This window comes from Pseudarthrobacter sp. B4EP4b (assembly GCF_006680095.1).
Lineage (GTDB): Bacteria > Actinomycetota > Actinomycetes > Actinomycetales > Micrococcaceae > Arthrobacter.
The window spans coordinates 1-12,225 of the sequence record NZ_VHIJ01000059.1; the positions used below are offsets into that span (position 1 = coordinate 1).

9 protein-coding genes and 2 rRNA genes are annotated in these 12,225 nt (G+C 64.3%); 6 read left to right on the top strand and 5 right to left on the bottom strand.

Features of this window, described 5'->3' with window-relative positions; all coding sequences use genetic code 11:
• Window positions 1-245: 245 nt before the first annotated feature.
• On the bottom strand, window positions 246-1,133 hold the full coding sequence (locus tag FNL14_RS19740) for a thioredoxin domain-containing protein (RefSeq protein WP_142063603.1): 888 nt from the start codon (window positions 1,131-1,133) through the stop codon (window positions 246-248).
• Between the two features lie 179 nt (window positions 1,134-1,312).
• On the opposite strand from FNL14_RS19740, the gene FNL14_RS19745 reads away from it, so the two are divergent.
• The 4 genes from FNL14_RS19745 to FNL14_RS19760 all read left to right on the top strand — a co-directional run bounded on the left by FNL14_RS19745 (window position 1,313) and on the right by FNL14_RS19760 (window position 6,466).
• Complete coding sequence (locus tag FNL14_RS19745) at window positions 1,313-2,812, top strand: trehalose-6-phosphate synthase (RefSeq protein WP_091417169.1); 1,500 nt, start codon at window positions 1,313-1,315, stop codon at window positions 2,810-2,812.
• A complete protein-coding gene (gene otsB / locus FNL14_RS19750) occupies window positions 2,802-3,629 on the top strand; it encodes a trehalose-phosphatase (protein WP_142063618.1) in 828 nt (275 codons plus the stop codon). Before FNL14_RS19745 ends, otsB begins: the two co-directional genes overlap by 11 nt.
• A gap of 217 nt (window positions 3,630-3,846) precedes the next feature.
• Window positions 3,847-4,929, top strand: coding sequence for an ABC transporter ATP-binding protein (locus FNL14_RS19755; protein WP_091417165.1), 1,083 nt, complete (start codon window positions 3,847-3,849; stop codon window positions 4,927-4,929).
• Between the two features lie 118 nt (window positions 4,930-5,047).
• A complete protein-coding gene (locus FNL14_RS19760; protein WP_091417162.1) occupies window positions 5,048-6,466 on the top strand; it encodes a DUF4032 domain-containing protein in 1,419 nt (472 codons plus the stop codon).
• A 3-nt stretch (window positions 6,467-6,469) separates the two neighbouring features.
• On the opposite strand, the gene FNL14_RS19765 is transcribed toward FNL14_RS19760, so the two are convergent.
• The gene (locus tag FNL14_RS19765; RefSeq protein ID WP_142063606.1) at window positions 6,470-7,843 is read right to left on the bottom strand and encodes an FAD-binding oxidoreductase; all 1,374 of its coding nucleotides are present in this window, start codon (window positions 7,841-7,843) and stop codon (window positions 6,470-6,472) included.
• 174 nt (window positions 7,844-8,017) lie between these two features.
• On the opposite strand from FNL14_RS19765, the gene FNL14_RS19770 reads away from it, so the two are divergent.
• Together FNL14_RS19770 and FNL14_RS19775 are read left to right on the top strand one after the other, a co-directional pair.
• Window positions 8,018-9,727 carry a glycoside hydrolase family 13 protein gene (locus FNL14_RS19770; RefSeq protein ID WP_142063609.1) on the top strand — a complete coding sequence of 570 codons (1,710 nt, stop codon included), beginning with the start codon at window positions 8,018-8,020 and terminating at the stop codon, window positions 9,725-9,727.
• Between the two features lie 2 nt (window positions 9,728-9,729).
• A complete protein-coding gene (locus tag FNL14_RS19775; protein ID WP_142063612.1) occupies window positions 9,730-10,764 on the top strand; it encodes a LacI family DNA-binding transcriptional regulator in 1,035 nt (344 codons plus the stop codon).
• Here FNL14_RS19775 and FNL14_RS19780 read toward each other — a convergent pair.
• From FNL14_RS19780 to FNL14_RS19790, 3 genes are all read right to left on the bottom strand, one after another.
• The gene (locus FNL14_RS19780; RefSeq protein WP_142063615.1) at window positions 10,761-11,291 is read right to left on the bottom strand and encodes a hypothetical protein; all 531 of its coding nucleotides are present in this window, start codon (window positions 11,289-11,291) and stop codon (window positions 10,761-10,763) included. The genes FNL14_RS19775 and FNL14_RS19780 overlap by 4 nt on opposite strands.
• A 431-nt stretch (window positions 11,292-11,722) precedes the next feature.
• Window positions 11,723-11,839: ribosomal RNA gene (gene rrf, locus FNL14_RS19785) — 5S ribosomal RNA — on the bottom strand.
• Between the two features lie 211 nt (window positions 11,840-12,050).
• A 23S ribosomal RNA gene (locus tag FNL14_RS19790) occupies window positions 12,051-12,225 on the bottom strand; the annotation flags it as partial.

Consider the following 12,225-nt stretch of genomic DNA (forward strand, 5'->3'; position numbering starts at 1 on the left):
TCCCCGGCCATGGATCCTCCACCGCCGATAAAGACGATCTACCGGCGAGCGGGCAACGCCCAGCAAGCTGGCTGTGGCCTTGTCCGCGATGCCCTTCTCAAACCACGCTACAGCTGCCTCGCGCTGCTCCTCGGACAATGAACTAGATGGACGCATAAAACTGCTCCCCGGAAGTCGGAACTGAATTTATCAGTCCAACTTTCGGGGAGCAGTTCAATCCCGAAAGCGGGCCCTTTTGAAAACCCTTAGGCCTTCGCGTCGATCGCGGCCTGGAGGAAATCGGGGAACGGGGTCTGGGCGCTTTCACCCTTGCCCCACTGCTTGCCTTCCACGAAAACGGTGGGTGTGCCGGTGATGCCAATGGCCGAGGCTTCCTTCGTGGTGAACTTCACGAACGGCCGGTAGGTCTTCTCGTCCACGCAGCTGCTGATGTCAACACCGATGTCCGAGGCCATGCTCTTGAGCTTGTCGTCCGAGAGCCCGGCGCCGCCTTCAGCAGGCTGGTTGGCGAAGAGCGCATCCACAAATTCCGCGTACTTCTCCGGCGATTCGTTCACAACACAGGCGGCGGCGTTGGCAGCCCGGGACGAGTAATTCGTGGTGGAGCGGCTGTCGAGGAACCCGAGCGCGCGGTATTCCACCGTAATCTTGCCCTCGTTGCGCAGGGAAGTGAGCTGCTCGTTGTACTGGGCCTCAAAGTTTTTGCAGACCGGGCAGATGAAGTCGATGTACAGCACAACCTTCACCGGCTTGCCCGCCTCGGCCTCGGCCCCGGGAGCCACCACTTCGGCCGGAGCAGCCTGCGGCGGCGCGCCAACAGCGGCTGCGTCAACAGTGGCGGAGTCCAGCTTGGCCACTTCAGTGTTCGCCAGCAACGTGACGCCGCCGTGCACATTCCCGTTGGCCGGCGTGGGTCCCTGGTCGGCTATGGGCGCATTCTGCTTCATCGACGTGGTCACCACCAGTGCCACCACCACCAGGATGGCCACCACGGCGGCCACAATCCCCCACCCGATCAGCAGCTTGTTGCGCTTGTCCTTTTTCAGCTGCGCTTCGCGGATCAGGCGCGCTTTCTCGCGGGCCTCCGCGGTGCGCTCAGCCTTGGACTTACGTACTTCGTTTGCGGGGCTCATGTGTTCCTTGGGTCGATCGACGAGGGGGACCAGTTCGTGGCAACCCCCTCATTTTAGGGGAGAAAGCTGAGAGCTTGCTGTTTCAAGTATTCATCCGGGTTGACCAACGGACGAATAGCATGGAAGATTCCGTCCCGTTAGGGTGGGCTAAGAGGCACAAGCAACCCCAGGGGGCAGCAATGCAAACACCCGTCCAGGAAAAACCCGCCACCGCAGCCGCATCCGGCGCCGCCGGCGCGGGCCACAGCGCCGAGACAAAGTACGACTTTATGGTGGTCTCGAACAGGCTGCCCGTGGACCGGGTCGCCCCCGGCGAAGGCGACGACGACTCCGGCTGGCGGCGCTCCCCCGGCGGACTCGTGACGGCGCTGGCACCCATGATGACCAAAACCGACGGCGCGTGGGTCGGCTGGCACGGCGCCCCCGATGAGACCGTGGACCCGTTCAGCCACGGCGGCATGGACCTGGTGCCCGTCCAGCTCAGCGCCGATGACGTTGAGCTCTACTACGAAGGCTTCTCCAACGCCACCCTGTGGCCGCTCTACCATGACGTCATCGCCCCGCCGGAATTCCACCGGACCTGGTGGGACGCCTACCGCTCGGTGAACAAAAGGTTCGCCGACGCCGTCGTTCGCCATGCCGACGACGGCGCCACCGTCTGGATCCAGGACTACCAGCTGCAGCTGGTGCCGCGGATGCTCCGTGAAGCGCGGCCCGACCTCAAAATCGGGTTCTTTAACCACATCCCGTTCCCGCCGCCGGAGATCTTCGCCCAGCTGCCCTGGCGCCAGGCCATTATCGACGGACTCCTCGGCGCTGACCTTGTGGGCTTCCAGCGGCCGAGCGACGCGGGCAACTTCATGCGCTCTGCCCGTCGCTTCCTGGGCGCGAGCGTCAAGCAGCAGCAGGTCCACGTCAAGGGCAAGGACGGGGAAATCACCCACATCGCCAGGGCCCAGGCGTTCCCCATCTCCATTGACGTCCAGCAGATCAGCGAGCTGGCCGCGAAGCCGGAGATCATCGAGCGCGCGCGGCAGATCCGCCAGGACCTCGGCAACCCGAAAACCATCCTGCTGGGTGTGGACCGGCTGGACTACACCAAGGGCATCCGGCACCGGCTCAAGGCCTTCGAGGAGCTCCTGGCCGACGGCAGGCTGTCCGTCAGCGACGCCACCCTGATCCAGGTGGCCAGCCCCAGCCGGGAACGCGTTGAGCAGTACCGGCTCCTGCGCGAGGAGGTGGAGGGCACTGTGGGCCACATCAACGGCACGTACGACACCCTCGAGAACACCGCTGTCCGGTACCTGCACCACAGCTACCCCGTGGAGGAGATGGTGGCCCTGTACCTGGCCGCCGACGTCATGCTGGTCACGGCCCTGCGGGACGGCATGAACCTGGTGGCCAAGGAGTATGTGACGGCCCGCACCAACAACGACGGTGCGCTGGTGCTCAGCGAGTTCGCCGGCGCCGCCGACCAGCTCAAGCAGGCCCTGCTGATGAATCCGCACGATATCGACGGGCTGAAGAACGCGATCATGCGCGCCGTGGAGATGTCCCCCCGGGACGCGTCGCGGCGGATGCGGGCCATGCGCAAGCAGATCCTTGAGCACGACGTGGACTACTGGTCTGCCGATTTCCTGCAGGCCCTGAAGGAGAAAGTGGTCCGTGATGACACCTGAGAGCCGGGCCTGCAACGGCAAGCTGGCGCTGACGCCGGAGCTCCGCGAAGCCATCCGCACCATCGCCGGGACAGAGCACCTGCTGGTGGCCATGGACTTCGACGGAACCATGGCGCCCATCGTGGGGCATGCCGACGACGCGCGGCCGCTTCCCCGGGCCGCCACGGCGTTCGCCGGGCTCGCCGTGCTGCCGCGTACGACGACGGCACTCATCTCCGGGCGTGCCCTCGCCAGCCTGCGCAAGGTCGCCTCGCCACCGGTGGACACACTGCTGATCGGCAGCCACGGGGCAGAAGCGTGGCTGGGCCCGGGATCAGCCGGGCTGGAACTGGACGATGAGCAGAAAGCACTCCTCGCCGAGGTGCGCAGCATCCTCGCCGGCATCGTTGCGGAGGCACCCGGCACCATGCTGGAGGACAAGCCGGCCGGCGTAGTACTGCACACCCGCCAGGCGCCCGACGACGTGGCAGAGGACGCCGTGGCCGCAGCACGCTCGCTGCTGCAGGACCGCAAAGGCGTTTTCCTCAAGGACGGAAAGCGGGTCCTGGAAACCTCCGTGGTGAACGCCTCCAAGGGCGAGGGCGTCACGTTCCTGCGGCAGATCAGCGGCGCCAGCGCCGTCCTGTTCGCAGGCGACGACACCACAGATGAGGACGCACTCGCGCGGCTGGAGTCCGGTGATGTCGGGGTCAAAGTGGGCCTTGATTTCACCCAGGCGCAGTACCGGGTGGAGGCTCCTGTCCATGTGGCAGAACTGCTCGAAGTGCTGCTCCAGGAACGGAGCCTTGCCGTGGCAGAGGAAGATCCGGAAGGGTGAGGGTTACCAACCTCACTTGTGACGTTCGTAACATTTGCACCAATTCGAACACTATCTGACATACTCTTCTCTGTGATGTGGCGCACAAGAACCGTGCGGCGTCACTGGGCGTCTTCTGGCCTCGGCCGGGAAGCATCTGCAGCACAAAACTGAACAAACATGAACCATTCACAACGGATCGTCCGGCACGTACCTGCCGGTGAAGGGATTGATAACTGTGGCTACAGTTACTTTTGATAACGCTACGCGTCTGTACCCGGGCACAGAAAAGCCCGCCGTCGATAAGCTCAACATCGACATCGCCGATGGCGAATTCCTGGTCCTCGTTGGACCCTCCGGTTGCGGTAAGTCCACCTCCCTGCGCATGCTCGCAGGCCTCGAGGACGTCAACGCAGGCCGGATCCTCATTGGCGACCGCGACGTCACCGACGTTCCCCCGAAGGACCGCGACATCGCAATGGTTTTCCAGAACTACGCGTTGTACCCGCACATGACTGTGGCCGACAACATGGGCTTCGCCCTGAAGATTGCAGGCGTTTCCAAGGAAGAGCGTGCCGAGCGCGTCCGGGAAGCCGCCAAGCTCCTTGACCTCGAGCCCTACCTGGACCGCAAGCCGAAGGCACTCTCCGGCGGCCAGCGCCAGCGTGTTGCCATGGGCCGCGCAATCGTCCGTAACCCGCAGGTCTTCCTCATGGATGAGCCGCTGTCCAACCTGGACGCCAAGCTCCGTGTGCAGACGCGCACCCAGATCGCATCCCTGACCCGCCGCCTGGGCGTCACCACCGTTTACGTGACGCACGACCAGGTCGAGGCCATGACCATGGGCGACCGCGTTGCCGTGCTGAAGGATGGCCTCCTGCAGCAGGTGGACACCCCGCGCAACCTCTACGACCGCCCGAAGAACGTCTTCGTCGCCGGCTTCATCGGCTCCCCCGCCATGAACCTGCTGGAACTGCCGGTTGTCGACGGCGGCGTCCAGTTCGGGGGCACCGTTTACCCCGTGCCGCGTGACGTCCTCGAAGAGGCACACGGCTCCACCGTGACCCTGGGTTCGCGTCCCGAGGACCTCGAGACTGCTCCGCACGGAGAAGGCCTGAAGGTCGAGGTCGACGTCGTCGAAGAGCTGGGTGCCGACGCTTACGTCTACGGCCACACCACGCTTGACGGCAAGGACCACGACATCGTGGCACGCGTCGACGGCCGCCGCCCTCCGATGAAGGGCGAGTCCATCTACGTCCGTCCCCAGTCGGGCCACGTGCACCTGTTCGACACCAAGACCGGCCTGCGCCTGGGCGACTAACCAATCATCAAACCGACGGCGGCCCGCACCTTTTCGCAATGGTGCGGGCCGCCGTCGGCCTTTAACCGTGCCCGCAGAAGAATTAGCTGGCCGCGCCTATCTACGGAAGAATTGACGCATGACCGAGGAATACAGCGCCCAGTGGCACGACGAACCCACCGACTATGCGCAGGTGGGCAAACTGCCGCGGTTTGTGGCCGCGAGTGCCGACGACGGCAAGGTCGCCTCGGCAGCCAGCTCCCTGAACATCACGGCAGCAGCGGCCGACCCCGAGCTCCTGGACCTGCCCTGGCACATCGCGCTGGAGGACTGGCCCGCTGAAAACCTGGCCGCCCTTCCCCGCGGCATCTCCCGGCACATCGTCCGCTTCGCCCACCTTGGCGGTTCGGTCATCGCCATCAAGGAAACCTCCGAGCACGTTGCCCGGCACGAGTACCACATGCTCCGCAAGCTTGCCCGGCTGGATGTTCCGTGCGTTGAGCCGGTGGCCGTGATCACCGGCCGCACTACCCTGGACGGAAAGCCGCTGAACCCCGTCCTGGTCACGCGGCACTTGAAATTCTCCATGCCCTACCGGGCCCTTTTCTCGCAGATGCTCCGCAAGGACACCCTCACCAGGCTCATCGACGCGCAGGCGCTGCTGCTGGTGCGGTTGCACCTGATTGGCTTCTACTGGGGCGACGTTTCCTTGTCCAACACCCTGTTCCGCCGCGACGCAGGCGCGTTTGCCGCCTACCTGGTGGATGCGGAAACCGGCGAGCTGTATCCGGACCTTTCCACGGGCCAGCGCGAGTACGATCTCGAAATCGCGCGCGTGAACATCGCCGGGGAGCTGATGGACCTGCTGGACGGCGGCTTGATCGAGGAGAAGGTGGATCCCGTGGCCACCAGCGAGCTGATCATGGACAGCTACCGGCGCCTGTGGGCTGAGCTGACGGAGAAGGAATCCTTTGAACTTGGCGAACGCTGGCGGGTGGGTGCCCGCATCCGCCGGCTCAACGAACTCGGCTTCGACGTCGAAGAGTACGCCATCAAGACCACCCAGAACGGGTCCACCATCCAATTGCAGCCCAAGGTGGTTGACGCCGGGCACCACATGAGGCGCCTGTTGCGGCTGACCGGCCTGGACGCCCAGGAAAACCAGGCGCGCCGCCTGCTCAACGACATGGATACCTTCCGGGCGGACAACAACCCGGACATGGACGAGGAATACAGCGCCCACCTGTGGGTCAGCCAGGTCTTTGAGCCCATTGTGAGGTCCATTCCGCGGGACCTGTCCGGCAAGCTGGAGCCCGCCGAAGTGGTGCACGAGGTCCTCGAACACCGCTGGTACATGTCAGAAAAACAGGAACGGCACATCCCCCTCGCCGAAGCCGTGCAGAGCTACATCGACTCCATCCTGCGGCACCGCCGGGACGAGGCGGCCATTATGCTGAACCCGCCCACCGGGCTGCTGAAGATCCTCGAGGTGGAGACGGAAGAATCCCGCTACGGCGACGAGGAATCCATCGACGAATACCCCGACGTGGATGATTAATCCCTAAATCGCCTTTCCCGGGTTCAGGATGCCGGCGGGATCGAACAGGTCCTTGATCCGGCGCTGGAGTTCCCGCAGCGGTTCCGGCTGCTCCTGCCCCAGCCACCGCAGTTTGTACTGCCCCACGCCGTGCTCGCCGGTGATGGTGCCGCCCATGCCCAGCGCGGCCGTAATGGACTCATCCAGGGCCCGGTGGAGCCGCTCCAGTGCTCCCTCGTCCACCGCTTTGTCCTTCCGGTCGATCCAAAATGTGGGATGCAGGTTCCCATCGCCGGCGTGCGCCACCACTTTGAGGTGCACGGTGTGCTCCACGGCCATGGCATCCAGGGCGGCCACGTAATCCACCAGGCGGGACCGGGGAACGGCCACATCCTCCCCCACCCGGTACTCGTCGTCCACTTCCACGCCCCGGCTGTGGCGCCGCAGTTCCACGAGCCGTTCCGCTTCGGCACTGGCTTCGGTGGTGACGGTAGCACCGCCCGCTGCCAGGACCTCCCGGACCATCCGGGCCTCGGTGGCGGCGCCGAAGCCGTCGGTCTGGACCAGCAGCAGGGAGCGGCCCCGGGCGGCGAGGTCTGACCCATGGATGTCGTCCAGTTGTGCCAGCGTGCCGCCGTCGAGCAATTCCATGATGGCGGGCTGGACGCGCGCCCTGCCCACGGCCAGGACGCCGGCCGCGGCCTGTCGGAAGTCCGGGTAGAAGGCAGCGATGGTGTGCACTTCCCGTGGGAGGTACTTGAGGCGCACCGTTACGCCGACCACGATGCCCAGCGTTCCTTCCGACCCCACGAAGAGGCCCGTGAGATCGTACCCGGCCACGCCCTTGAACGTCTGGTGGCCCGTGTGCAGGAGTGATCCGTCCGCCAGGATCACGTCCAGCGCAAGCACTGAGTCGCGGGTGACGCCGTACTTTGCGCACCGGAGTCCGCCGGCGTTCGTCGCCACGTTTCCGCCGATGGTGGAACTGCGGAAACTGGCGGGGTCCGGCGCGTACATCAGTCCATGTTCGGCTGCTGCTTCATTTAGGACGGCGTTGATGACCCCCGGCTCCACCACAGCTGTTTCATCATCCGGGTTCAGCGCAAGGATCCGGTCCATCCGCTCGAGGGAGAGGATGACGCAGTCCTTCGTCGCGTGGGCTCCGCCGGAAACTCCAGTTCCCGCCCCGCGGGGTACGAGTGCCACCTTGGCAGCGGCACAGATTCGCACCACTGCCTGGACATCTTCCACCGACTCCGGAAACACCACGGCCAACGGGAGCTGGTAGTCAAGGATCGGCGCCTGGTCCACCGCATACCGGCTGAGCGTGGTCTCTTCCCGGTCCACCTGACCACTCGCCAGGCTCGCCTCCAGCTCCTCAACTGCCACGCTTCCCACGAAGCCTCCATCCGCCGTCGCACGTTTTCCATCAGTTTATGGGTCTCTTCCCGTAACACTTCTGCAAGCGCTTCCAGTCCTGACCAGCGAAAACGCTAATTTGCGTTGAAACGGGCTCTAAAATAGCGTTGGAAGCGTTTCCATGAAGGTCGCCGACCGCCTAAGCTGGGGCCTATGTCTGTCGAAACTTTGACACCCGCCGCGGGTCCGCTGACCCTGATCCACGCTTCCGACAACCAGCCGGGCTGGTGGCGGTCTGCCGTGATCTACCAGGTGTACCCCCGCTCCTTCCGAGACCTCAATGGCGACGGCGTGGGCGACCTCGCAGGCATCACCGAGGAGCTCCCCCACCTGGCGGACCTTGGTGTGGATGCCGTGTGGCTGTCCCCCTTCTACCGGTCTCCACAGCGCGACGCCGGGTACGACGTCAGCGACTACTGCGACGTGGACCCGATCTTCGGCACCCTGGGGCATTTCGACGTGATGATGGCCGAATCCCACCGGCTGGGCCTGCGGGTGATCGTGGACCTCGTTCCCAACCACTGCTCCAACCAGCACGCGCTGTTCCAGGCAGCCTTGGCTGCGCCTGCGGGCAGCCCCGAGCGGGACATGTTTATCTTCCGGGACGGCACCGGCCCCGAGGGACACGAGCCGCCCAACAACTGGCAGTCCCACTTCGGCGGCCCCGCCTGGACCCGGGTGACCGGTCCCGACGGCCAGCCGGACCAGTGGTACCTCCACCTCTTCGATTCCTCCCAGCCGGACTTCAACTGGGACAACCCTGCCGTGCACAGCGAGTTCGAACGGATCCTGCGGTTCTGGCTGGACCGCGGTGTTTCCGGTTTCCGGGTGGATGTTGCGCACGCGCTGGTCAAGGCGCCCGGTCTTCCCGCCTGGGGCGGACGGCCCGACGGCGGAAGCTCAGACGGCTTCCCGGGCCACGAAGCGCCGATGTTCGGGCAGCCGGCCATCCACGACATCTACCGCACGTGGCGTCAGATCCTGGACGGCTACGGTCCTGACCGGATCCTGTGCGCGGAAGCTAGCGTTGACCTTCCCCGCCTGGCGCACTGGGTCAGGCCGGACGAAATGCATCAGGCCTTCAATTTCCCGTACCTGCACGCCGGGCTGGACGTGTACCGGCTGCGTTCGGTGATCACTGACTCCCTTACCGTTCTTGACGGCGTTGGGGCTCCCAGCACCTGGGTGCTTTCCAATCACGACGTCGTCCGGCACGCCAGCCGCTTCGGGTACAACGGGCAGGGGCCGCGCGACGGCGACGGCATCGGCCCTGCGGATCCGCAGCCGGATATCGCACTGGGACGGCAGCGCGCTGCCGCCGCATCGCTGTTTATGCTCGGGCTGCCCGGCGCGGCGTATGTCTACCAGGGTGAAGAGCTCGGTCTGCCCGACGGCGTCGACATTCCGGAACACCTCCGCCAGGACCCCACGTTCGCCCGTACCGGCGGGGAACGGCTGGGACGGGACGGCTGCCGCGTTCCGCTGCCGTGGCGGGCCGGCGAGCCCCACCTTGGCTTCGGCCACGGTGAGGACCCCTGGCTGCCCCTTCCTGCTTCGTTTGGGGACTTGGCGCGGGACGTACAGGCCGGGTCACCGTCGTCGCACCTTGCTCTTTACCGGAACATGCTGGCGGTGCGCCGCGAGCTGGACCTGGGGCGGGGATCCCTGGCCTGGGCCGAGGATTGGTGCACCGGCTCATCCTTGGGGTATGTCAACGGCACTACGCTGGTGCTTATGAACCTCAACCACGAACCGCTGGAAATGCCTGCCGGACAGGTCCTGGTCCGGAGCATTCCGTCCGGGCCGGAAGGCCTGCTGGCGTCCGGCGAGACCGCCTGGATCAGCCTCACTTCCGCTCCCTGAGTATGGCGGGTATCAAGGACGTCGCCGACAGGGCAGGGCTGTCCATTGCCACCGTCTCGCGGGCGTTGAGCGGCAAGCCCAATGTCTCTGCGAAGAGCCGGAAACTGGCGATGGAGGCGGCCGGGCAACTGGGGTTCGTCCCGTCCTATCACGCGGCCAGCCTTGCCTCCGGCCGGAACCACAACATCGGCCTGGTGGTCCCGTCCATTCACCGGTGGTACTTCTCCTCAGTGCTCGAAGGCGTCTCCGAGACCCTGCTGGATGCCGGCTACGACCTCACTCTGTACAACGTGGGCGACCAACCCGAGCGCCGGCACAGTGTGCTCAACGATTTCCTGCTCAGGAAGCGCCTGGATGCGGTCATTGCGGTAGCGCTGGTGCTGACGGACGCCGAAATCCAGCAACTGTTGGCTGTGCACCGCCCCATTGTGGGTATCGGTGGCACCTTGCCGGGGGCTTCCACCATCAGGATCGACGACGAACGGCTGGCGTGGATGGCCACTGACCATTTGATCCGGCTTGGCCACACCAGGATAGGCCATGTCACCGGCGACGCAGCGCTGAACCAGGACTTCAAGCTGCCCGGCATCCGCCAGGGCGGATACCAAAAGGCAATGGCGGCAGCTGGCTTGGAAGTCCGGCCGGAGTGGCAGATCACCGCTGACTTCACTGTCCAGGGCGCCTACGCGGCGGCACGCCGGCTGCTGGGCGGTGCCACGGATCGGCCCACGGCGATTTTTGCAGCTTCCGACGAAATGGCGGTGGGCACCATTCTCGCTGCCCGGGACTTTGGATTGCAGGTTCCGCGGGATCTTTCAGTAGTTGGGATGGACGGCCACGAGCTGGGCGAGACGTTCGGTCTGACCACCGTGGACCAGGATCCCCGCAGGCAAGGAGTCCTGGCGGCCGCCACTGCACTGCAATTGCTTGAGGTTGGACCGAATGGTGCCAGTGATGGATCAGTGCCAGCTGATCAGGAGTTTCCAACCGAGTTCGTCATCAGGACGAGCACAGCTGTGCCCCCGGCCGGCCCTTAGCGGTCCTGGTTCCCGCTGGTGTCATTGGCGTCTTCTTCCGGAGCGCCCATAAAGCGGGCATACCTGGCCAGGATGTCCGGCCACGCCTCCACGTACCGTTGACGCTCGGCGGCGGGATCCTCGGCGCCTTCCCAGCCTTCGTGGAACACCCGCACCTCGGTGCCCTCCCCTACCGCGCGGAAAGCCACCCGAAGCTCCGTGGACCAGAGCGCTGTGGATCCCGGGTGCCAGGAGGCATGGAAGGACAGTGGCGGCTGCCAATCGTCGAGGGTTCCCCAGATGCTGGTCCGGCCGTCGTCAGCCGTTTCGAGGATGAGGTTCTCCTCAAACTCAACGTAGGACGCTGCACCGTAGACGCCGAATGATTCCAACGGCCACCAGAGGTGCGTTTGGTCGGTAAAGCCGGCGAAGGCGTGGGCCACGGTGCCCGGAACGGTGATGGTGTTGAGCACCGGTTCCAGGAGCTCGAGGGCCGGCTGATTATCGCTTCCAAGCGGCTCGGCGCCGTGGCTAAAGAGGCTGTTCATGGTGCCCCACTCTACCCGTCCAGCCCTCCCCCGGAACGCTCTCTCACTTGATGCGCCTTTTCGAGTGACGCTCTCTCACTTGATGCGGGTTTTCGAGTGACGCTCTATCACTTGATGCGGATTTTCGGGTGACGCTCTACCACCTGACGCGGGTTTTGGAGGGACGCTCAATCACTTGACGCGGCCGATGGCCCGACGGGGTCTTACCTGGGCCGAAAACCACATCAAATGAGAGAACGTTGGGGCTGACAGCACATCAAGTGAGAGAGGATTCGTGGAAAACCCGCGTTAGGTGAGAGAGGATTCGTGGGAAGGCCGCGTTAGGTGAGAGAGGGATCGGCTATTTGGCACGTTGAGTGAGAGATGGTTTGGGTGGTTAAAGCACAGTAGGGCCCTGACGTCTCTTGTCAGGGCCCTACTGTTTAATTTATGTCCGGCGGTGACCTACTCTCCCACACCCTCCCGGGTGCAGTACCATCGGCGCTGTGGGTCTTAGCTTCCGGGTTCGGAATGGGACCGGGCGTTTCCCCCACGCTATGACCGCCGTAACCCTTGCTCCTCACCCCGGTGATGATGCTTGGGGGTGGGAAAACTGTGGTTACAACATTGTGGTGTTGTTATTGTGTTGTGTTTTTGTTCCCTGGACAACGTTTGGTTTGTTGTTTGGGAACCACATAGTGGACGCAAGCGTATCTTGTTTATCTTTTTACCCTGCTTCATGGTGTGAACGTCTTTTGAATCCGTTCACGAAGAGGGTGTGTGGTGTAAGTTATCGGCCTATTAGTACCGGTCAGCTTCACGAGTCGTTAGTCCTCGCTTCCACATCCGGCCTATCAACCCAGTGGTCTGGCTGGGGGCCTCTCACACACAAGGTGTATGGAAATCTCATCTTGAAGCGAGCTTCCCGCTTAGATGCTTTCAGCGGTTATCCCAT

Bases quoted from the DNA above. Each gene is read 5' to 3' on its own strand.
- FNL14_RS19740 (WP_142063603.1), bottom strand. From the start codon at position 1,133: ATGAGCCCCGCAAACGAAGTACGTAAGTCCAAGGCTGAGCGCACCGCG.
- FNL14_RS19745 (WP_091417169.1), top strand. From the start codon at position 1,313: ATGCAAACACCCGTCCAGGAAAAACCCGCCACCGCAGCCGCATCCGGC.
- otsB (WP_142063618.1), top strand. From the start codon at position 2,802: ATGACACCTGAGAGCCGGGCCTGCAACGGCAAGCTGGCGCTGACGCCG.
- FNL14_RS19760 (WP_091417162.1), top strand. From the start codon at position 5,048: ATGACCGAGGAATACAGCGCCCAGTGGCACGACGAACCCACCGACTAT.
- FNL14_RS19770 (WP_142063609.1), top strand. From the start codon at position 8,018: ATGTCTGTCGAAACTTTGACACCCGCCGCGGGTCCGCTGACCCTGATC.
- FNL14_RS19775 (WP_142063612.1), top strand. From the start codon at position 9,730: ATGGCGGGTATCAAGGACGTCGCCGACAGGGCAGGGCTGTCCATTGCC.
- FNL14_RS19780 (WP_142063615.1), bottom strand. From the start codon at position 11,291: ATGAACAGCCTCTTTAGCCACGGCGCCGAGCCGCTTGGAAGCGATAAT.